The sequence below is a fragment of the Cellulomonas sp. HD19AZ1 genome, from assembly GCF_004535805.1.
GTDB lineage: Bacteria > Actinomycetota > Actinomycetes > Actinomycetales > Cellulomonadaceae > Cellulomonas > Cellulomonas iranensis.
On record NZ_SPHX01000003.1, the window covers coordinates 182,021 to 202,556 of the forward strand.

Annotated in this window: 17 protein-coding genes; 6 read left to right on the top strand and 11 right to left on the bottom strand. The window is 74.7% G+C overall.

Annotation, left to right across the window (positions count from 1 at the left end):
- Nucleotides 1-174 precede the first annotated feature (174 nt).
- The gene (locus E4A51_RS07060; protein ID WP_240696411.1) at nucleotides 175-762 is read right to left on the bottom strand and encodes a helix-turn-helix domain-containing protein; all 588 of its coding nucleotides are present in this window, start codon (nucleotides 760-762) and stop codon (nucleotides 175-177) included.
- Nucleotides 763-827: 65 nt separating this feature from the next.
- On the opposite strand from E4A51_RS07060, the gene E4A51_RS07065 reads away from it, so the two are divergent.
- Nucleotides 828-1,820 (top strand): NAD(P)/FAD-dependent oxidoreductase, encoded by a 993-nt coding sequence (locus tag E4A51_RS07065; protein ID WP_134851283.1) that lies wholly within the window; start codon nucleotides 828-830, stop codon nucleotides 1,818-1,820.
- A gap of 135 nt (nucleotides 1,821-1,955) precedes the next feature.
- The gene (locus tag E4A51_RS07070; protein ID WP_134851284.1) at nucleotides 1,956-2,594 is read left to right on the top strand and encodes a bifunctional 2-polyprenyl-6-hydroxyphenol methylase/3-demethylubiquinol 3-O-methyltransferase UbiG; all 639 of its coding nucleotides are present in this window, start codon (nucleotides 1,956-1,958) and stop codon (nucleotides 2,592-2,594) included.
- Nucleotides 2,595-2,912: 318 nt separating this feature from the next.
- Here the strand turns inward: E4A51_RS07070 and E4A51_RS07075 are convergent, their stop codons facing one another.
- The 5 genes from E4A51_RS07075 to E4A51_RS07095 form a co-directional block, all read right to left on the bottom strand.
- Nucleotides 2,913-4,670, bottom strand: a complete 1,758-nt coding sequence (locus E4A51_RS07075; RefSeq protein WP_134851285.1) for a beta-galactosidase family protein — start codon at nucleotides 4,668-4,670, stop codon at nucleotides 2,913-2,915.
- Nucleotides 4,667-6,631, bottom strand: a complete 1,965-nt coding sequence (locus E4A51_RS07080) for a beta-galactosidase (RefSeq protein WP_134851286.1) — start codon at nucleotides 6,629-6,631, stop codon at nucleotides 4,667-4,669. Before E4A51_RS07080 ends, E4A51_RS07075 begins: the two co-directional genes overlap by 4 nt.
- A gap of 117 nt (nucleotides 6,632-6,748) precedes the next feature.
- Entirely contained in the window at nucleotides 6,749-8,113 is a 1,365-nt protein-coding gene (locus E4A51_RS07085) for a sugar ABC transporter substrate-binding protein (RefSeq protein ID WP_134851287.1), read from the bottom strand.
- Between the two features lie 83 nt (nucleotides 8,114-8,196).
- Nucleotides 8,197-9,108, bottom strand: a complete 912-nt coding sequence (locus tag E4A51_RS07090) for a carbohydrate ABC transporter permease (protein ID WP_046529253.1) — start codon at nucleotides 9,106-9,108, stop codon at nucleotides 8,197-8,199.
- Complete coding sequence (locus E4A51_RS07095; protein ID WP_046529254.1) at nucleotides 9,105-10,028, bottom strand: carbohydrate ABC transporter permease; 924 nt, start codon at nucleotides 10,026-10,028, stop codon at nucleotides 9,105-9,107. Before E4A51_RS07095 ends, E4A51_RS07090 begins: the two co-directional genes overlap by 4 nt.
- 216 nt (nucleotides 10,029-10,244) lie before the next feature.
- Between E4A51_RS07095 and E4A51_RS07100 the strand changes: the two genes are divergently transcribed.
- On the top strand, nucleotides 10,245-11,279 hold the full coding sequence (locus tag E4A51_RS07100) for a LacI family DNA-binding transcriptional regulator (RefSeq protein WP_134851288.1): 1,035 nt from the start codon (nucleotides 10,245-10,247) through the stop codon (nucleotides 11,277-11,279).
- Nucleotides 11,280-11,406: 127 nt separating this feature from the next.
- Nucleotides 11,407-12,186 carry an ABC transporter ATP-binding protein gene (locus tag E4A51_RS07105; protein WP_134851289.1) on the top strand — a complete coding sequence of 260 codons (780 nt, stop codon included), beginning with the start codon at nucleotides 11,407-11,409 and terminating at the stop codon, nucleotides 12,184-12,186.
- Between the two features lie 298 nt (nucleotides 12,187-12,484).
- On the opposite strand, the gene E4A51_RS07110 is transcribed toward E4A51_RS07105, so the two are convergent.
- From E4A51_RS07110 to E4A51_RS07125, 4 genes are all read right to left on the bottom strand, one after another.
- Nucleotides 12,485-13,426, bottom strand: coding sequence for a diguanylate cyclase (locus E4A51_RS07110; protein WP_134851290.1), 942 nt, complete (start codon nucleotides 13,424-13,426; stop codon nucleotides 12,485-12,487).
- A 516-nt stretch (nucleotides 13,427-13,942) separates the two neighbouring features.
- Nucleotides 13,943-14,272, bottom strand: coding sequence for a transcriptional regulator (locus E4A51_RS07115; protein ID WP_134851291.1), 330 nt, complete (start codon nucleotides 14,270-14,272; stop codon nucleotides 13,943-13,945).
- A complete protein-coding gene (locus tag E4A51_RS07120) occupies nucleotides 14,262-14,717 on the bottom strand; it encodes a hypothetical protein (RefSeq protein WP_134851292.1) in 456 nt (151 codons plus the stop codon). The genes E4A51_RS07115 and E4A51_RS07120 overlap by 11 nt, the downstream gene beginning before the upstream one ends.
- Nucleotides 14,718-14,822: 105 nt before the next feature.
- Entirely contained in the window at nucleotides 14,823-17,120 is a 2,298-nt protein-coding gene (locus E4A51_RS07125; protein WP_134851293.1) for a glycoside hydrolase family 3 N-terminal domain-containing protein, read from the bottom strand.
- Between the two features lie 291 nt (nucleotides 17,121-17,411).
- Between E4A51_RS07125 and E4A51_RS07130 the strand changes: the two genes are divergently transcribed.
- The gene (locus E4A51_RS07130) at nucleotides 17,412-17,738 is read left to right on the top strand and encodes a hypothetical protein (protein WP_046529260.1); all 327 of its coding nucleotides are present in this window, start codon (nucleotides 17,412-17,414) and stop codon (nucleotides 17,736-17,738) included.
- Nucleotides 17,739-17,790: 52 nt separating this feature from the next.
- Nucleotides 17,791-19,557: a bifunctional 3'-5' exonuclease/DNA polymerase gene (locus E4A51_RS07135; protein WP_134851294.1), complete on the top strand. Its 1,767-nt coding sequence runs from the start codon at nucleotides 17,791-17,793 to the stop codon at nucleotides 19,555-19,557.
- A gap of 31 nt (nucleotides 19,558-19,588) precedes the next feature.
- Here the strand turns inward: E4A51_RS07135 and bsh are convergent, their stop codons facing one another.
- A complete protein-coding gene (bsh, locus tag E4A51_RS07140; RefSeq protein ID WP_134851295.1) occupies nucleotides 19,589-20,536 on the bottom strand; it encodes a choloylglycine hydrolase in 948 nt (315 codons plus the stop codon).

The window sequence follows — 20,536 nt, forward strand, 5'->3', positions numbered from 1 at the left end:
ACGGTGCCCCAGGCGCTCCGTCACCGGACCGCCTGGCGCGCCACGGACGCCCCGGTGATCCACGATCCGGGCGGCGGCCACCGCGAGACCGGGCTCGGTCCGCCGGGCCAGCCCTGCACCGGTCGCGAGCCCGGGCTCGCCCGCCGGCCGTCCCACGGACCGGACGGTGACCGGTCAGTCGCGACGCCGCGGACGCGCGCGCACGTGCATGCGCTCGCCCTGCGGCCCGTACACCGCGAGCACCTCGGTGGCGCCGCCGGACACGTTGCCGAGCCAGTGCGGCACGCGTGTGTCGAACTCGGCGGCCTCGCCCGCGGCCAGGTCGAGCTCGCGCCCGGCGAGCACGAGCCGCAGCGAGCCGGAGAGCACGTACAGCCACTCGTAGCCGTCGTGCACGCGGGGCTCACGGTCGGCGTCGGCGTGCACGCGCGGCGGGTAGACCATGCGGAACGCGCGGGGCCCCTCGGTGCGGCGGCTCAGCGGCACGTACGTCACGCCGTGACGGACCGTGGGGTGCGCGGGCACGCGCGGGTCGTCGCCCGCGGGGACGTCGACGAGCTCGTCGATCGTCACGTCGTGGAAGCGCGCGAGCGGCAGCAGCAGCTCGAGCGTGGGGCGACGCAGGCCCGACTCGAGGCGCGACAGCGTGCTGACGGAGACGCCGGTGACGCCCGCGACGTCGGCGAGCGTCGCGCCGCGCTGCTCACGGAGCGCGCGCAGCCGGGGGCCGACGGTGTCGAGCACCGCGTCGAGGTCGTCCACGGCTCCATTTGCCATGATGGCAACGGCTCTTGTCAAGACGGCACAACGCCGCGCAGGCTCGTGCCATGCCTGACGCACCCCTGACCCCGGTCGACGTCCTCGTGCTCGGCGGCGGCGCCGCGGGCCTGTCCGCCGCGCTGAGCCTCGGTCGCTCGCGCCGCACCGTGCGCGTCCTCGACGCCGGCGATCCGCGCAACGCGACTTCGCCGCACGCCCACAACCTGCTCACGCACGACGGCACGCCGCCGTCCGCGCTGCTCGCCGCGGGCCGCGACGAGGTCGCCCGCTACGGCGTCGAGGTGGCGAGCGCCCGGGTCGTCGCCGCGCGGACGGTCCCCGCGCCCGGCCCCGCCGCCGAGCCCGCGTTCGAGGTCACGACGACCGACGACCGGACGCACCGCGCACGCCGGCTCGTGGTCGCGACGGGCATGCGCGACGTGCTGCCCGACGTCCCGGGCCTGCGCGAGCGCTGGGGACACGACGTGCTGCACTGCCCCTACTGCCACGGCTGGGAGGTCCGCGACCGGCGCCTCGCGGTGCTCGCGACCGGCCCGCGCGCCGTGCACGCCGCGCTGCTGGTCCGCCAGCTCAGCGCCGACGTCACGCTGCTCACGCACGACGCGTTCGCGCCCGACGCCGAGCAGCGCGCCGACCTGGCCGCGCGCGGCGTGCGCGTCGTGCCCGGCCGGGTCGCGTCCGTGCAGGTCGAGGACGACGCCCTGACCGGGCTCGTGCCGGCCGACGGCGACGTCGTGCCGTGCGACGCGGTGTTCGTCGGGACGCGCGCGGTGCTCGACGACGCGGTGGTCGACGGCCTCGGCCTGCAGACCACCGCGCTCGACTTCCTGGGCGAGGACGTCGGTCGCGCCGTGGCGGTGGACGCGACCGGCGCGACGTCCGTGCCGGGCGTCTGGGCCGCGGGCAATGTCACCGGCCCGCAGCACGCGCTCGCCGCGAGCATCGCGGCCGGCTCGCTCGCGGGCGCGCACGTCAACGCGTCGCTCGTGACGGCCGACGTCGCCGCCGCCCGCGCTGCCCGCGTCACGACCCGCCCCTGACCCCGGACCGCACCGCCGGCGCCGCCCCCACGTCGCGAGAGGGCGCACCGGCGCACCCCGGGAGCACGACACCACCGCGAGAGCGCGATCCAGCCCACCCCACCGACGGACCAGCTCCACGACCAAGGAGAGACCATGCACCACGACCAGCGCCACGACGACCTCGACGACCCCGCGGTGACGCTCGACCCCGCGTGGTGGGAGGAGCGGTACCGCACGCGCGGCACGCTGTGGAGCGGGCGGGTCAACGCGTCGCTCGCGCAGGTCGCGTGCGATCTGCCGCCGGGCACCGCGCTCGACGCGGGTGCGGGCGAGGGCGGTGACGCGCTGTGGCTCGCGGCGCGCGGCTGGCGTGTGACCGCCGTGGACGCCTCCCGCACGGCGCTCGACCGGGGCGCCACCGAGGCCGCCAGGCGCGGGCTCGACGTCACGTGGGTCGAGGCCGACCTGCGCACGTGGGTGCCGCCCGCCCGGTACGACCTCGTGACGTCGCACTACCTGCACGCCGAGGGCGGCCGGGGCTGGGGGTGGCTGGCTGACGCGGTCGCGCCCCGCGGCACGCTCCTCGTCGTGGGGCACGACCTGTCGGACGTCGACGGGCCCGTGCCGCGCCCGCACCTCGCGCGCCTCGGGCACACGGCCGAGCAGGTGGCGGCCGACCTCGACCCGGCGCAGTGGGACGCGATCGAGCCGCAGGTGCTCGAGCGGACGATCGAGCACGACGGGGTCGAGGTGGCCGTGCGGGACGCGGTGCTGGTCGCCCGGCGACGCTGAGCACCGCACGGACCGGCTCCCGTCGGCACCGACCGGCGTCGACCCGCCCTCGCCCGGCCCGCGACCGGTCCCGCCCGGCGCGACCGGTCCGCCCGGGTCCGACGGCCCTCACCGAGCCGCCCGTACCGCGAGACGCACTGTCGACGAGACCGGGCTGACGTCACCCTCACGGCGGATGAGCGATGTCAGCCCGGTCTCGTCACGGCCACGTCCCACGGACCGGGACGGCGGCGGGTCGTCTCTGGCGACGGTCGCCCGACGGACCTCGTCGCCCGACGGACCTCGTCGCCCGACGGACCTCGTCGACCGACGGTCCCGTCAGACGTCGACCGGCCCGAGCACGGGCTCCGCGACGCACCGCACGACCGCGTCGGCCGCGCCGCCGAGCTCGAGGACCACGACCTCGTTGCGCTCGCGCACCAGCGGCCCCGGCACGTAGAGCGTGCCCGTCGGCATGGCCGACCAGTACCGCCCGAGCAGCGTGCCGTTGACCCACACCAGGCCCTTGCCCCACCCGTCGGTCGACCAGAAGTGGTCGACCCCGGGCTCGGCGTCGAACGTCCCCGCGAGCAGCGCGGGGCCCGCGACCGGCTCGGCGGCGGGCACGGGCGCGAGCCGGTCGGTCGCGGCCGCGGGCAGCGGGTCCACGAGCAGCGCGGACGTCGTCCACGCGGTGAGCTCGCGCACCGCGGTGCGCACGGGGCCGACGAGCCCCTTGGGCTCGCCGATGCGCGGGCCGTAGTTGACGCGCCCCTGGTCCTCGACGAGCACCGTGAGCTCGCCCGCGCGCGCCGGCAGCGCCAGCACGTGCTCGTGCGCCGTGCGGGACAGCACGCCGACCGGCTCGCCGTCGAGCAGCACGACGGCCCGGTCGCGCACCTCGCCGACCACGAGCACGCGGTCGTCGGCGCGCACGCGCGTGCGGTACACGACGAACCCGTTCCAGTGGCCGGCCTCGTCGGCCGTCGGCACGTGGTCCCACGCGCGCGGCACGCCCGCCACGACGTCGAGGAGCGCGGCCAGCGGCGCGCGGTGCGTCAGGGCGACCGCCAGCACCGGCGCGGGCGGACGGGTGTCCGGCAGCTCGTCGGGCACGGGCACGTGCCGCGCGAGCACGGCGCGCATCGCGTGGTACTTGGCCGTCGCCGCGCCGTGCTCGGCGATCGGGGCGTCGTAGTCGTACGACGTCGTGATGGGCAGGTAGGTGCCCTTGTGGTTGGCGCCGTTCGTCAGCCCCAGGTTCGTGCCGCCGTGCACCATGTAGAGGTTGACCGACGCGCCCGCGGCGAGCAGGTCGTCGAGGTCCTGCGCGTTCGCCTCGGCGGGCGCGACGTGGTGCGGCAGACCCCACGAGTCGAACCAGCCGTTCCAGAACTCCATGCACATGAGCGGGCCCGTCGGCTGGTGCCGCCGCAGGATCGCCAGCCGCTCGGCCGCGCGCGACCCGAACGTCGCGGTGCGCAGCAGCCCGGGCAGCCCGCCGCGCTCGAGCATCGCGTCGTCGGCCTGGTCGCACGTGAACAGCGGCACCGTGATGCCGCCCGCGCGCGTGAGGTCGACGAGCGCCTGCAGGTAGCCCTTGTCGTCGCCGTACGCGCCGTACTCGTTCTCGACCTGCACCGCGACCACCGGCCCGCCGCGGTCCACCTGGCGCGCCGCGACCACGGGCAGGACCGCGTCGAGGTACTCGCCGATCGCCGCCATGAACCCGGGCTCGTGGCGCCGCACGCCGATGCTCGGGTCGGCCAGCAGCCACGCGGGCAGGCCGCCGTTGTCCCACTCGGCGCAGATGTACGGGCCGGGGCGCACGATCGCGTGCATGCCCTCGGCGGCCACGAGGTCGAGGAACCGACCCAGGTCGCGCGGGCCCGTGAGGTCGAACGTGCCGCGGCGCGGCGCGTGGAAGTTCCACGCGACGTACGTCTCGATCGTGTTGAGCCCCAGCAGGCGCGCGGACCGGATGCGGTCGGCCCACAGGTCGGGGTGCACGCGGAAGTAGTGCAGCGCCCCGGACACGACGCGGTGCGGGCGCCCGTCGAGCAGGAAGTCGCGCTCGCCGATCTCGAACGTGCTCACGCGCCCGCCCCCGCGTCCAGCACGTGCGCGTCGTGCGCGTCGAGGTCCACGCGCCGCCCGGCGACGTCGAGCGACACGGGCGCGGCGGTGTGGTTGACGACGACGAGGCGGTCGCCGCGGCGCACGGCCTCGACCCCCGCCACCGGCGCGGCGAGCAGCGCGGGCACGTCGGCCTCGCGCAGCCAGCGGTCCGCGAGCGCGTCGAGCACGTCCGCGGCCGGCTGGGTGGCGACGTACCAGGCGACGCCGTCGCCGCACGCGCGGCGCGTGACGGCCGCTCCCCCGGCGGCGTGCCCGTCGGCGAACGTCGCGACGACCTGCGCGTCGTCGACCACCAGGACGTCCTGCCACAGCGCCGCGTCGCCCGCGACCTCGCCCGCGAGGCGCAGCCCCGGGCCGGACGTGCCGTCGGGCCCGGCCGTCGGCGCGACCTCCTCGACGCGCACGCCGAGCGTCGCGCGCAGCGGCCCGAGGTACCCGCCGAGGTACACGTGCAGGTCCTGGTCGACCAGCGCGGTCGCGTAGGTGACGACCAGGTGCCCACCGCCGCGCACGTACGCGTCGTAGGCCTCGAGGTGCTCGCGTTGCGCGGCGTGCAGCAGCGGCACGACGACCAGGTCGTACCCGGTGACGTCGGCGCCCGCGGCGACGACGTCGACCGTCACGCCGCGGCGCAGGAACGGCGCGTACCAGTCGAGGAACCGGTCGACGTAGTCGAGCCGCGCGGGCGTCGCGGGCTGGTCGAGCGCCCACCACGCGTCCCAGTCGAGGACGATCGCGACGCGCGCGTCGACACCCTGCCCCACGAGGTCGGACAGGCCCGCGAGCTCCTCGCCGAGCGCGACGACGTCGCGGAACAGCCGCGTGTCCTCGCCCGCGTGCGGCAGCATCGCCGAGTGGAACCGCTCGGCCCCGGCCGCGGACTGCCGCCACTGGAAGTGCAGGACCCCGTCGGCGCCGCGCGCGACGGCCTGCAGCGAGTGCGCGCGGTGCTGCCCGCGCGGGCGGGGCGCGTTGCGCTCGCGCCAGTTGACGGCGCTCGTCGCCTGCTCCATGAGCAGCCACGGCCGCCCCTGGCCCAGGCCGCGCATGAGGTCGCGCTGCGCGGCGAGCCGCACGTGCGCGGCCGGGTCGGCCGGGTCCGGGTAGGAGTCGTCGCTGACGACGTCGACGTGCCGCGCCCACGCCCAGTAGTCGGTGTGCGGGAAGAAGCCCATGAAGTTGGTCGTGATCGGCACGTCCGGGCTGTGGCGGCGGATCACCTCGACCTCGGCGCGGTGCAGCGCGAGCATCGCGTCGGAGCTGAAGCGCCGGAAGTCCAGGAGCTGACCGGGGTTGCGGAACGACGGGGCGGCCGACGGCACGCCCACCTGGTCGAACGCCGCGTAGCGCTGCGACCAGAAGTCGGTGCCCCACGCGCGGTTGAGCTCGTCGACCGTGCCGTAGCGGTCCTGCAGCCACGCCCGGAACGCGGCGACCGTGTGCACGTCGTACGACAGCGCGGCGTGGCAGCCGTACTCGTTGTTGACGTGCCACATCTCGAGCGCCGGGTGGTCGGCGTACCGCCGCACCACCTGCTCGACGAGCGCGAGCGCGTGCCGCCGGTAGTCCGGGGACGACGGCGAGTAGTGCTGCCGCGACCCGAACGCGAGCCGCACGCCGTCCTCGGTGACCGGCAGCGCGTCGGGGTAGCGCTGCGCGAACCACGCGGGCGGCGACGCGGTCGCCGTCGCGAGGTCGACGCGCACGCCCCCGGCGTGCAGGCGGTCGAGCACGTCGTCGAGCCACGCGAAGTCGTACTCCCCCGGGCGGGGCTCGAGGCGCGACCACGAGAACACCCCGACCGTCGCCGTCGTCACGTGCGCGCGGCGCATCAGCCGCACGTCCTCGTCCCACACCTCCTGCGGCCACTGCTCGGGGTTGTAGTCGCCGCCGTAGCGGATGCGGGGCTGTGCGGGCACGGGTGCGTCCTTCCGGGTGGTGCGGTGGTGCTCGGGTGGTGCGGGCGGGGCGCGCGAGGGCGAGGGGCGGGTGCGCCCGGCCGGCCGAGGGGGTGCCGGCCGGGCGCACCCGGCGGGTCAGCCCGCCTCGACCGTGTAGCCCTGCTCCTGGCCGTACGTGACGTTCTGCTCCTGCCACGCCTTGAGGCCGTCGTTGATGTCGGCGCGGTTGAGGTACGACTGGCCGACCGTGTCGGAGTAGATGCTGTTGGCGTAGGCCTGCCACGGCAGGTACTGCCAGCCCTTGCCGACCGAGTTCGCGGCGTCGACCAGCACCTTGTTGATCTGCTGCCCGCCGAAGTACTCCGACTCCTGGTTGAGGAAGTCGTCGGACTCGAGGTCCGCGACCGTGGCGGGGAAGCCGCCGGACTCCAGGAAGACGTCGATCGAGTCCTGCGACGAGTTCAGCCAGCGCAGGAACCCGGCCGCGAGCGCCTTGTTCTTCGACTGCTCGAGCACGACCTGCGCCGAGCCGCCGTTCTCCGCCGTGACGGCCTCACCGCCGTCGTACGTCGGCATGGGCGCGACGGCCCAGTCGCCCGACCCGCCCGCCGCGCCGGACTCCAGCACGCCCGGCATCCAGGCGCCGATGGGCAGCGACGCGATCGAGCCGTCGGCCAGCGCGGCGAACCACTCGTCGCTCCAGCCGGAGATCTCCGAGACGAGCTCCTCCTGCACGAGCGTGTTCCACGTGTCGGCCCAGCGCTGCGCGCCCTCGTCCTGCAGGTCGATCGTCACCGTCTCGCCGTCGACCTGGAACGGCCGGCCGCCGGCCTGCCAGATCATCGACGTGCCGAAGCCCGCGTCGCCGCCCGCGTCGTTGGTGATGTACTTCGTCGGGTCCGCGGCGTGCAGCTTGCGGCCCGCCTCGACGTACTCGTCCCACGTCGTCGGGACCGTGATGCCGTTCTCGTCGAAGACGCGCTTGTTGTAGAACAGCGCCATCGGGCCGGAGTCCTGCGGCAGGCCCCAGATGCCGTCCTGGATGGTCACCGACCCCCACGTCGAGGCCGTGTACTTGTCCTCCAGGTCCGCGAACCCGTACTCGGTGAGGTCGACGAGGCTGCCGGGCAGCACGAACTGCGGCAGCGACTGGTACTCGAGCTGCGCGACGTCGGGCGCGCCGCTGCCGGCGGTGATCGCGTTCTGCAGGCGCAGGTTGTGGTCGGCGGCCGCCGCGGTGTCGACGAGCTTGACCTTGACGTTCGGGTACGCGTCCTCGAACGCGGCGACCTGCGCCTCGGCCGAGGGCGTCCACGTCCAGTACGTGATCTCGCCGCCCTTCTCCAGGGCCGCGTCGACCGCGTCGGCCGAGGCGTCGCCGCCCCCGCCGCCCCCGCTGCCGCCGTCGTCGCCGCCCGAGCAGGCCGTCAGACCGAGCGTCGCGACCAGCGCGACCGCGGCGAGCACCGCGCGGGGCCGCCGGTGGGTCCGTGCATCCATGGGGTGTCCTTCCACTTCATCGTGTGGGCCCGACGGGCCGGGGGGTGGGGTGCCCGGGCGCACTCCCGCGCCCGGGACGCTCGTCACGCCTTGACGCTCCCGGCGGTGAGGCCGGACTGCCAGTAGCGCTGCAGGAGGAGGAAGGCGACGACGATCGGCAGGATCGTCAGCACCGACCCGGTGATGACCAGGTGGAAGATCGGCGTCGAGCCGACCCCGACCGCCTGCGCGTTCCAGTTCTGCAGACCGATGGTCAGCGGGAACAGCGCGGGGTCGTTGAGCATGATCAGCGGCAGGAAGTAGTTGTTCCACGTCGCGACGACCGCGAACAGCAGCACGGTGACGATGCCCGGCACCATCATGCGCAGCGCGATCGTGAGGAACGTGCGCAGCTCGCTCGCGCCGTCGACGCGGGCCGCCTCGAGCACCTCGGTGGGCACGGAGTCCTGCGCGAAGATCCACACGAGGTACAGCCCGAAGGGCGAGATGAGCGACGGGATGATGATCGCCCAGATGGTGTTGGTCAGGCCCAGCTCGGAGAACATGAGGAACGTCGGGACCGCGAGCGCGGTGCCGGGGATCGCGATGGACCCGAGCACGACCGCGAACACCGCGCGCTTGCCGGGGAAGTCGAACTTGGCCAGGCCGTAGCCGGCGAAGGTCGCGAGGACCGTCGCTCCCCCGGCGCCCACCACGACGTACAGCAGCGTGTTGGCGAACCAGCGCACGAAGATGCCGTCGTTGTAGGTGAGCACCTGCCGGACGTTGTCGACCAGCGCGAAGTCGTCGGCGAACCACAGGCCGAACGAGTCGAGCAGGCCGGGCTGCGTCTTGGTCGCGTTGATGACGAGCCACGCGAGCGGCACGAGCGAGTAGACGAGGAACAGCGTCATCGCGATCGTCAGGCCCGGCGAGCGGCGCACGGGACGGTCGGCGCGGGTGTCGAGCCGCGGGGCCGCGGCGCGGCGCAGGCGCGGGGTCGTGGCGGCGGTCATCGCGTGGCCTCCCGCTGCCCGCGCAGCTGCACGACGTAGGCGATCACGCCCGTGATCACGCCCATGACGATCGCGACGGTCGCGGCGTAGGTGACCTGCTGCCCGACGAACGACAGGTTGTAGGCGTACATGTTGGGCGTGTAGAAGGTCGAGATCACGTTCGGGACGATCGTGCGCAGGATGTTCGGCTCGTTGAAGAGCTGCATCGAGCCGATGATCGAGAAGATCGTGGCGATGACGATCGCGCCCCGCAGGGCGGGGATCTTGATGGCCCGGACGATGCGCAGGGGGCCCGCGCCGTCGATCGCGGCGGCCTCGTACAGCTCGCTCGGGATCGTCTTGAGCGACGAGTAGAAGATCAGCATGTTGTAGCCCACGAACTGCCAGGTCACGATGTTGCCGATCGCGACCAGGATCCACTGCGGCGTGAGCGGTGCGAGCACCTGGCTGCCGAGCAGGTCGTTGATGTTGCCGGCGAGGCCGAAGCGGTCGCCGTACATGAAGCCCCACATGAGGACGGCGACGACGCCGGGCACGGCATACGGCAGGAAGATCGCGATGCGGAAGAAGCCGGTGCCGTACAGCCGTGCGCTGTCGATCGCGAGGGCCGCGACGAGCGCGAGCGCGAGCATGACCGGCACCTGGACGGCGAGGAACAGCCCGACGCGTCCGGCGCCCTCCCAGAACTTCGCGTCGCCGAAGACCTGGACGTAGTTCTCGACGCCCACGAAGGAGCGCCCGCCCACGAGCCGGTCGCGGAAGAAGCTGAGGTAGAGCGCGTAGAGGACCGGCGTGACGAACACGAACGCGAACACCGCGAGGAACGGCGCGGTGAAGAACAGGCCCGTGAACGAGCGCTGGGTCCGGCGGCGCGGGGCTGTCTCCGCGAGCGCCGGGGGCGGTGCTGCCGCCACGGACATCGTCGTCTCCCTTCGGCTGCCGACTCCTGTGTCGGCGACCCGTCGACGGTGTTAACGTCGACATCGGATGTGTTGACGTTAACATGGGCCCGTCGAGACCCGTCAACCGACGTGATCGAACCGTGATCGGACCGCGATCCGGACCCCCGGCACAGCTGCCGACCGGCGTCGCGGTACGGTCCCCCACGACGCCAGCAGCGACCGGAGACCCCCACGATGACGAGCGAGCCACCCGCCGCGGACGGCCGGGGCGTGTCCCTCATCGACGTCGCACGCCTCGCCGGCGTGTCGACCCAGACCGTGTCGCGCGTGACCAACGGCAGCCCCAAGGTCGCCCCCGGCACGCGCGACGCCGTGCTCGCCGCGATGGACAGCCTCGGCTACCGCCCCAACAGCGCGGCGCGCGCGCTGCGCCGCGGGTCGTTCCGCACCATCGGCGTCATCGTCTACGACCTCGCGTCGTACGGGAACACGCGGTCGATCGACGCGCTCGCCGAGGCCGCCGCGCACCGCGGCTACTCGATCGTCCTCAACCCCGTGCGCTCGACCAGCGAGTCCGACATCAGCACGGCGTTCACGCACCTCGACGAGAAGTCGGTCGACGGCATCCTCGTCATCCGCGACGAGCACATCCACCTCGAGAACTCGACGCAGATCCCGTCCGCGACGCCCGTCGTCATCCTCGACTCCGCCGCACCCGGCGACCGGCCCGCGGTCGACGCCGACCAGCGCGGCGGCGCGCGCCAGGCCGTCGAGCACCTGCTCGACCTGGGCCACCCCACCGTCCACATGGTCGGCGGCCCGACCACGTCGCACTCCGCGGCCGAGCGCGAGGCCGAGTGGGAGCGGCTGCTGCGCGCCGCGGGCCGCGACGTGCCGCCCGTCGTGCGCGGCGACTGGAGCGCGGCGTCCGGGTACGAGGCCGGGCGCACGCTCGCGGCCGACCCCGCGGTCAGCGCGGTGTTCAGCGCCAACGACCAGATGGCCGTCGGGCTGCTGCGCGCGCTGCACGAGGCCGGACGGCGCGTGCCCGACGACGTGTCGGTCGTCGGATTCGACGACATCGACGAGTCCGGGTGGCTGTGGCCCCCGCTCACGACCGTCCGCCAGCGGTTCGACGAGTCCGGCCGCGTGGCCGTGCTCAAGCTGTTCGAGGCCATCGAGTCCGGGCGCCGCGAGGGCAGCTTCGAGTCCGTGCCCACCGAGCTCGTGGTGCGCGGCAGCACCGGCCCGTACCGGCCGCGCGGCTGACGCGGGCCGCCCGCGACCCGCGCCGGACCCGCGCGCGGATCATGGGATCTCCCGGCGCGGCCCGTACGTTGGGACCAGCAGGGCGACCCGGCCGGGCGCCGACGACGAGACGAGACGAGCAGCACGCATGAGCAGCACCCGCGCAGTCCTCGAGGCCACCGACGTCTGGGCCGGCTACGGCGGCCCGCCCGTCCTCGCGGGCGTCGACCTCACGCTGCGCCCCGGTGACGCGGTCGGGCTGCTGGGCCGCTCGGGCGTCGGCAAGTCCACGCTCGTCGAGATCCTCGGCGGCGGCATGCGCCCCGCGCAGGGCCAGGTGACGCTCGACGGCATCCCGGTCGGCAAGACCCCGATGCGCCGCCGCAAGGAGGTCAAGGCGCGCCTGCGCACCGTGCACCAGAACGGGCTCGCGGGCATCGACGTGCAGCGCACGGTCGAGCAGACCGTCCAGGACGCGTTCACCGAGGCCCGCAAGGCCGGCCGCACCACGAGCAACGACGTCGAGGCCGCGCTGGCCGTCGTCGGCATGCCCATCCGGTTCGTCACGCGCCGCGTCGGCACGCTCTCGGGCGGCGAGCGGCAGCGCGTCGCGATCGCCCGCGCGCTGGCCGCGCGCCCCGACCTGATGCTGCTCGACGAGCCGCTGACCGCCGTCGACCCCGCGATGCGCGAGGAGATCGCGGGCGACATCCGCGCGCTCGTGCGTGCCGACGGCATCGGCCTGCTCGTCGCGTCGCACGACGTGCGCCTGCTCGACCGCCTGACGTCGCACGTGCTCGTGCTCGCCGAGGGCGCGATCGTGGAGTCCGGGCCGCTGCGCGACGTGCTGCGCGACCCGCAGCACCCCGAGACGCGCGCGCTCGCCGAGGCCGTGCCCGAGGCGTTCGGGGCACGCCCGACCCGCTGACGCCCCTCGCCGCCCGCCCGCTGACGGACCCCGCCCGCCCCACCCCCACCGGCGAGAGTGCGATCGAGTCACGTTCGCCGCGGCCAGCCGGTGCCACGAGGCGCACGCAGGACTGGATCGCCCTCTCACGCGCAGGAGGAGCGTGCGCCGCACGACCCACCCGCCTGCGCCGCCCACCCACGGCTCGAGAAGGCCACCCCCCTCTGCCGCGAGAGCGCGATCGAGTCTCCTCCACCACCGCCGGCCGGGCTGACCCACGACCCGCACGCCGGACCGGATCGCCCTCTCACGGGTGGGGTCAGTGGCGCGTGGGGAGCGTGGCGCGCGCGGCGCCCGACGAGGGCGACGACGTCGTGGTGCCGTGGGTGCGGGACGAGCGCAGCTCGCGCTCGACCTCCAGGAGCAGCAGTCCCGCGTCGGCCCACCCCGCGACCGACGCGGTGACCGCGACGCGCACGTCGACGCCGAGGTCCGCGCATGCGCCGTGCAGCCGCTGCCGCAGCGACGCGACGACCTCGCGCGCACGGTGCTCGTGGACCGCGGGCAGCAGCACGAGCGCCGCGAACGCGTCGCCGTCGAGACGGGCCACGACGCCGCCGTCGGGCACCGCGGCCGCGACGCGGTCGGCCAGCGCCCGCAGCAGCGCGTCGCCGGCGGCGAGGCCGTGCGTCGCGTTGACGTCGTCCATGCGGTCCACGTCGACCGCCGCGAGCAGGAGGCGGCGCTGCGTGCCGGGCAGCGCGTCGGACGCCCAGCGCGCGGTCGTCGCCACGAGGTGCGCGCGGCTCAGCGTGCCGGTGAGCGGGTCGCGGGCCGAGCGGTCGGCCACGGCCGCCGTGAGGGCCTGCACCAGGTCGGCCGTGCTCGCGGCGGACCACGACGGGCCGGGCACGAGGACGTCGTCGTGCCGGACCGCGGCGTCGCGGGCCATCGCGGCGCGCGCGGCGTCGACGACGCTCGTCGACGCGTCGAGCACGAGCGGCGACCAGTCGGCGACCTCCCCCACGACGCGGCGCGCGAGCACCGCACGGCCGTAGCCCAGGCGCCCGGTCATGACCTCGGTGAAGCGGTGACGCGTCAGCAGCCCCACTCGACCCGCGCCGCGGTCGTCGCGCACGACGACGCCCTGGCACGCCGGTGCGCGGAACAGGATCTCGACGTCGGCGACCCGGTCGACCGCCCGCACGGCCCGCACGGGGACGGCGACCTGGCCGAGGCGCCGGGGCACGACGGCAGTCACGTGCGCGGTCGGTGCCGCGACTTCGGCGTCGGCGGTCACCGGGGGCCTCGCAGCACCTGCGCGCCGACGGCGGACGGCACGGGCGGCACGCTGGACGGACGGACGTGGTGGGCGGGCGGTGCGGACGGGACGGTCACCGGGTCATCGTGATGCTCCCGCCGGTCGGACGCGGTCCGGGTCGTCCGGTCGTCCCGCAAGGTTCGACCGTTCGTCGACGAGCTGTCGACGGCTCGTCACCGGGCCTCGCGGCGGCGACCCAGGACGACCCCTGGTTCGGGGCGTGATCGCCCGCTCCCGGCGAACCGGGGGTGCTGCCGAGAGGTCACGAACGAAGTGGCGGACTGGATCGACATCTCACGCCAGCGGGGGGGGTGAACTGGATCGACATCTCACGCCAGCGGGGGTGGACTGGATCGACATCTCACGCCAGTGGGGGTGGGTCGGATCGACCTCTCACGCCAGCGGGGGGCTGGATCGACGTCTCACGGGGTGGGGAGGCGCGGGATGGCCGTCCGGTCAGGGGGTGAGGCCCTCGGCGATCGCGCGGAGCGCGGCGACGTGGGCGGAGAACGCGCGGCGGCCGGCGGGCGTCAGGCGGAGCCACGTGAGCAGCCGCGCGTCGGTCCGGACGGACGACGGCGCCTTGCGCACGGCCGCGTAGCCGGCGTCCACGAGGACCTTCACGTGCTTGGACAGCGTCGCGTCGGACACGTCGACCGCGTCGCGCACCACCGAGAACTCGACCTCCTCGGCCGCGGCGAGCAGCCCGCAGACGCGCAGCCGGACGGGCGCGTGGACGACCTCGTCGAACCGCGCGGCCTCGGCCGCGCGACGGTCAGCGGACACCGGTCACGCGCCGCAGGACGAGCGCATCGTGGTAGCGCACGCCGAGCAGGGTCGCTCCCCCGGCCGCGAGGGCCGGCAGCACGACCCACGGCCCGAGAGCGCCCGCGACGAGCCCGTAGGACACGCTGAGCATCAGCAGCACGAAGGCGAGCACGAGCAGCATCACGAGCACGCCCGCCGGACCGGCGCCTCGGGGACGTACGAGCCGTCGCCGCTGGTACGACGAGGTGACGATCGCGAAGGCGACGAAACCGATCTGGACCGCCGTGGCGACGTCCTTGCCGAGCAGGGGGGACGCGACGAACACCGCGACGAGCGCGCCCCCGACGAGCATCTGCCAGGTCGGCGTCCCGACCCGCGTCCCGACGGCGGAGCGGTCGGCCTCGAGGTCGGCGAGCAGCTCGTGCGCGCTCCGAGGGTCGGACGGCGTGGAGTGGTTTTCCATGACGGAAAGACTAAGACTCACTTTCCATCATGGCAAGAGAAAGGTCGCGGGACGCACGAGGGGCCGGGGCGGCACCCGCCGCCCGGGCCCCTCGGCGACGTCCGGTCAGGCCGTGACCGTGAACCCCGCGCGCAGCAGGTCGCGGTCGCGCGACGACCGGCCGACCAGCAGCGCGAAGTCGCCCGGCTCCACGACCCGCGCGCCCTCGGCGTCGACGATCGTGCAGTCCGCGACCGGCAGCTCGACGTCGACCACGACCGACTCGCCCGGTGCGACGTCGACGTGGCGGTACGCCTTGAACTCCTTGTCCGCCCACGTCAGCGACGTCACGAGGTCGCTGACGTACACCTGCACGACCTCGTGCGACGGGCGCGTGCCCGTGTTCGTCACCGTGACCTGCGCGCGCACGACGCCGTCACGCGTGAGCACCGGCTCCGCGAGCGTCAGGTCCGTGTACTCGACCGTCGAGTACGACAGCCCCTCGCCGAACGCGAACGCCGGGTCCTGCGTGAGGTCGGCGTACCGGTTGCCGTGCTGGCCGCGCAGCTGGTTGTAGTACACCGGCTGCTGGCCGACGTGCCGCGGGAACGTCACCGGCAGGCGGCCGGCCGGGTCGATCGTGCCGAGCAGCAGCTCGGCGATCGCGCGCCCGCCGCGCATGCCGGGGTTCGCGGCCCACACGATCGCGTCGGCCGCCAGGGCCGAGTCCGGCAGCACGAGCGGCTTGGACGCGATGACGACGACCGTCATGGGCGTGCCGGTGGCCGCGAGCGCGTCGAGCAGCGCGACCTGCCCGCCCACGAGGTCGAGCGTCGCGGTCGAGCGCGTCTCGCCCATGAGGCCGATCGTGTCGCCGACGACGGCCACGACGTGGTCGGCCGCCTCGGCGGCGGCCACGGCCTCCGCGATCATCGCCGCGTCCGGCTCGGCCGCGTGCATGATCGGCATGCGCGGCTGCCCGTCGGGGTGGAACTCGCCCTCGGGGTCCGGGCCGAGCCAGCCGATCTCGGCGCCCTTCGCGTACGTGAGCTCCCACGTCTCGGGCAGCAGGCCCCGCAGGCCGTCGAGGACCGTCTCGGTCATCTCGCGCGGGTGGCCCTCCTCGCGCATCCAGTCGACCTGGCCCGAGCGGCCCGCCCAGTCGCCGAGCTGCGCGTCGACGTCGTCGGCGTTGGGGCCGACCAGCGCGAGCCGCAGCGGCGCGGGCGCCGACCCGTCGGGCGCCGTCGCGCGGCCGTCGAGGTCGGAGACGAGCCCGCCGCCCAGCGGCAGCACGCCCGAGTTCTGCAGCAGCACGAGCGACCTGCGCGTGACGTGCAGGTTGATGTCCTGGTGCTCGTCGGACCCGATGACCTCGGCCTGGCGGACCGGGTCGGGGCGGCGCGGGTCCTCGAACAGGCCCAGCTCGAACTTGACGGTGAGGATGCGCGCGACGGCCGCGTCGAGCTGCTCCTCCGACACGCGCCCGTTGGCGACGGCCTTCTGCACGCCCTCGAAGAACGACGGCGTCGTCATCACCATGTCGTTGCCCGCGGCGACGGCCTTGGCGGCGGCGTCCTCGGGGTCGACCGCGATCTTCTGCTCCCAGACCATGCGCCCGACGTTGTCCCAGTCGGTGATGAGGGTGCCGGTGTAGCCCCACTCGCCGCGCAGCACGTCCTGCAGCAGCCACTTGTTGACGACGATCGGCACGCCGTCGGTCGACTGGTAGCCGATCATGAACGTGCGCGCACCCTCGCGCGCGACCCGCTCGAACGGCGGCAGGAACCACGAGCGCAGCTTGCGGCGCGAGATGTCCGCCTCGGACGCGTCACGCCCGCCCTGCGTCTCGGAGTACCCCGCGAAGTGCTTGGCGCACGCGAGGACCGCGGTCGGGTCGGTCAGGCCGTCGCCCTGGTAGCCGCGCACCATCGCCGACGCGAGCTCGCCCAGCAGGAAAGGGTCCTCGCCGAACGTCTCGTTGACGCGGCCCCAGCGCAGGTCGCGCGTGAGGCAGACGACCGGCGAGAACGTCCAGTGCAGACCCGTCGCGGAGACCTCGACGGCCGTCACGCGCGCCATCGCCTCGACCGCGGCCGGGTCGAACGACGCCGCCGCGCCGAGCTGCGTCGGGAAGATCGTCGCGCCACGCCAGAACGAGTAGCCGTGGATCGCGTCGTCGGCGATGAGCAGCGGGATGCGCAGGCGCGAGCGGTCGACCGCGTCGAGCGCCTCGAGGACGCGCTGCGGCGACGCGTGCAGGATCGAGCCCACGTGCTTCTCGAGCACGAGGTCCTCGACGCCCGGCTGCGCGTCGAGCTGCAGCATCTGACCCGCTTTCTCGGGCAGGGTCATGCGGCTGATCAGGTCGGCGACCCGCTGCGGGATGGGCAGCGACGGGTCCTGGTAGGGGAGCGTGTCCACGGGGTCCTCTTCGACGTTCGGATCGATACGACCTGGCTGCTCCCGACGCTAACGCAGGAGACCTACCGTGCGGAAACCGTCGGATCCGCCGCACGGCAGCACCCGCGCGCGCACCGTTCGTGGCCCGCACGGGTCACGCGCCGCCGCACGTCACCCGATCGCGACGTATCTCACCCGCTCCGCCACCCCCCTGTGTCGGCGGGGCCGGATAGCGTCCCTCGCGACCCGGCCACCGCCGCGGTCGGGCAGGGGCAGGGCCACCACGACGGCGACCACCGAGGGACGGCAACCATGCGCGAGTCCGGGGCGACACCCGTGCTGACGTCGGCGGAGTGCGTGCTCGTGCACACCGCGGCCACCGTCGCGACGACCGTGCACCGCGACGGCGAGCACCTGGTGGTCCACTTCCTGCAGGACGTCGGCGTCACCCGGCGGCAGTGGCCGTGCCACCTCGTCACCGCGGCGCTGCGGACGCCCGGCGTCGTGCGCGGCGACGACGACGTGCAGCTCCTCATCGACCCCGACACGACCGACCTCGTCGCGACGCTCGACGGGCACGACGGCGGGACGCTGCTCGCGGTGCCCGGCGCCGCGGTCCGGGCGGCGCTCGCGCGCTGAGCCCCCGCTGGCACCGGGCGCCCGGTGTCGGTGGTCCGCGCGAGGATGAGCCGTGCCCGCGTCCGTCCTGCTCACCCGTGACGCGTCCGCGCGCACCGTCACGCTGACGTCGCTCGACGCGGACGCCCGGCCGACCGGCGCCCGGACGGTCGGCGTCGACGCGTGGGTCGACGCCGTCGCCGCCGCCGAGGCCGAGTCCCGTCCACGCTGGGTGTGGGACGACACGCGCCGCTGGGCCCCGGACCTGCTGCGCGCGGGCGTGCGCGTCGAGCGCTGCCACGACCTGCGGCTGTGCCACGCGATCCTGCGCCACGCGAGCGCCGCCGCCGGGTCGTCGCTGCAGGCCGCACCGCCCGGCCCGTTCGACGTGCCGCCGCCCGACGAGCCGCCGCCCCACGAGCCCGACCTGCTCGACGCGCTGCGCGAGCTCGACGAGCAGGACGACGCGCGCGCCGCGACGCCCCCGCCCGCGTCGGCGCCCACGACCGGCACCGCCGGGACGCCCGACGAGGCGTCCGCGGAGGCGTCCACGGGGGCGTCCGCGGCCGCGCTGCTCGCCGAGCTGCACGCGCAGCTGGCCGCCGTCGCGGGGTCGAGCGCTCCCGGGCGGCTGCGGCTGCTGCTCGCGGCCGAGTCGAGCGGCGCGCTCGTCGCGGCCGAGATGCAGCACGACGGCCTGCCGTGGGACCCGGTGCGGCACGACGCGCTGCTCACCGCGCTCGTCGGGCCGCGGCCCGTGGGCGGCGGCCGGCCGCGGCGGCTCGAGGAGCTCGCGGCGACGGTCCGCACGCTGCTCGACGACCCGCGCCTCAACCCGGACTCGCAGCCCCACCTGCTCGCGTCGCTGCGCCGCCAGGGGTTCTCGCTCGCGTCGACCAGCAAGTGGGAGGTGCGCGAGCTCGACCACCCCGTGGTCGAGCCGCTGCTGGAGTACAAGCGGCTGTCGCGGCTGCTGAGCGCGAACGGCTGGGCGTGGCTCGACGCGTGGGTGCACGACGGCCGGTTCCGGCCCACGTACGTCGTCGGGGGCGTGGTCACGGGGCGCTGGGCGACCGACGGCGGCGGTGCGCTGCAGCTGCCGGTGTCGCTGCGGGCGGCCGCGCACGCCGACCCCGGCTGGCGGCTCGTCGTCGCGGACGCCGCGCAGCTCGAGCCGCGCGTGCTGGCCGCGATGTCGGGCGACCGCGCGATGTCCGACGCCGCGCGTGCGAGCGACCTGTACCAGGGCATCGCCGACGCGGGGATCGTCGCGACCCGCACCGACGCGAAGTACGCGCTGCTGGGGGCGATCTACGGCGCGACGACCGGTGCGAGCGCGATGCTCATGCCGCGCCTGACGCGCGCGTACCCGCAGGCGGTCGCGCTGGTCGAGGACGCGGCGCGCGCGGGCGAGCGCGGCGAGGTGGTCTCGACGTGGCTGGGCCGCACGTCGCCTCCCGCGAGCGCGGGTTTCCTCGACCGGCTGGGTGCGGCGGGCGCCGAGGGCGCGGACGCCGACGACGTGCGGGACGTGCGGCGCCGGGCCCGTGACCGCGGGCGGTTCACGCGCAACTTCGTCGTGCAGGGCACGGCCGCCGAGTGGGCGCTGTGCTGGCTCGCGTCGCTGCGCCGCCGGCTGCGCGGCATCGGGGACGGGCGCGCCCACCTGGCGTACTTCCTGCACGACGAGGTCGTGGTGCACTCCCCCGCGCAGGACGCCGCGCAGGTGGCGGACGCCGTGCGGGCGGCCGCCGACGAGGCGGGACGGCTGCTGTTCGGCGACTACCCGGTGGAGTTCGCGCTCGACCTGTCCGTCGTGGAGTCGTACGCCGACGCGTGACGCGCGGGCCCGGGCGCCCGCGCCGCGCCGGCTACACCACGACCAGCTCGGTGCCGTCGGGCGCGTGGTCCGCGAGCGCGACGCTGCGGATCGTCAGGTCGTCGTACGTGTACCAGTAGTAGGTCGACGTCCGGGACGAGAACAGGCCCGTGTAGATCGTGGTCTCGAACTCGCCGGACTCCATCGCGGCGCTGCCGTCGAGCATCTGGACCTGCTGCAGCGTGCGGAACGCGCGCACGACGTTCTCCTCCTCGGTGGCGCGCACCGGGTGGTGGGCGTGCGCGTACGCGACGCGCACGAACCGCGACGGCGAGGAGTAGTCGCCGGGGATGCCGCGCATGTGCGCACCGGACCCGAAGGGGTGCAGCCGCGCGCGCGTGAGCACGACCTCCTCGGGGAACGCGGGCGACGCGTTGAGGTAGTTGCGCAGGTTCTCGTGGTGCCACCCGAAGCCGGGCTGGTTGGTCAGCACGTCGACGTCGTCGTCGTGCACGTGCAGGCCGTCGGCGGTCTGCTCGAGGACGATCGCGCGGTCGGCGTCGCCGACGATCCAGTGCAGCATCGAGCTGGGGAACCGGTCGTTGATCGGCTTGTCCACGATCACCATGTCCCGCGCGGCCGCGGCGACCTCGTCGACTCTCGAGAACTGCGAGCACACCCACAGCGGCAGCTCGTACGCGGCGACGTTGGTCGCGCCGTCGCGCGGACCGGGCGCGTAGTCCGCGTAGCCGGGGAAGTTGAGGCCCGCGACGGCGAGCCCGGCGTCGTTGCCGCAGTCGAAGTACAGGGGCACGCCCTCCTCGACGATGCCCATGCCGATGACGGCGTGCCGCACGTCCGGCACCGCGCCGAACGGCGACCTCGGCGCGTAGCCGGTGGGCGTGACCACGACGCGCTGGCCGTAGCCCGTGGTCCAGTCGAGGTTGCGGGCGAGGTAGCCGTGCCCCTCGGCGTCGGTGAAGCGGATCCCTGTGCACAT

Excerpts from the sequence above, each read along its gene's own strand:
- E4A51_RS07085 (WP_134851287.1), bottom strand. The coding sequence starts at position 8,113 with ATGGATGCACGGACCCACCGGCGGCCCCGCGCGGTGCTCGCCGCGGTC.
- E4A51_RS07070 (WP_134851284.1), top strand. The coding sequence starts at position 1,956 with ATGCACCACGACCAGCGCCACGACGACCTCGACGACCCCGCGGTGACG.
- E4A51_RS07100 (WP_134851288.1), top strand. The coding sequence starts at position 10,245 with ATGACGAGCGAGCCACCCGCCGCGGACGGCCGGGGCGTGTCCCTCATC.
- E4A51_RS07120 (WP_134851292.1), bottom strand. The coding sequence starts at position 14,717 with ATGGAAAACCACTCCACGCCGTCCGACCCTCGGAGCGCGCACGAGCTG.
- E4A51_RS07065 (WP_134851283.1), top strand. The coding sequence starts at position 828 with ATGCCTGACGCACCCCTGACCCCGGTCGACGTCCTCGTGCTCGGCGGC.
- bsh (WP_134851295.1), bottom strand. The coding sequence starts at position 20,536 with ATGTGCACAGGGATCCGCTTCACCGACGCCGAGGGGCACGGCTACCTC.
- E4A51_RS07095 (WP_046529254.1), bottom strand. The coding sequence starts at position 10,028 with ATGTCCGTGGCGGCAGCACCGCCCCCGGCGCTCGCGGAGACAGCCCCG.
- E4A51_RS07130 (WP_046529260.1), top strand. The coding sequence starts at position 17,412 with ATGCGCGAGTCCGGGGCGACACCCGTGCTGACGTCGGCGGAGTGCGTG.
- E4A51_RS07105 (WP_134851289.1), top strand. The coding sequence starts at position 11,407 with ATGAGCAGCACCCGCGCAGTCCTCGAGGCCACCGACGTCTGGGCCGGC.
- E4A51_RS07090 (WP_046529253.1), bottom strand. The coding sequence starts at position 9,108 with ATGACCGCCGCCACGACCCCGCGCCTGCGCCGCGCCGCGGCCCCGCGG.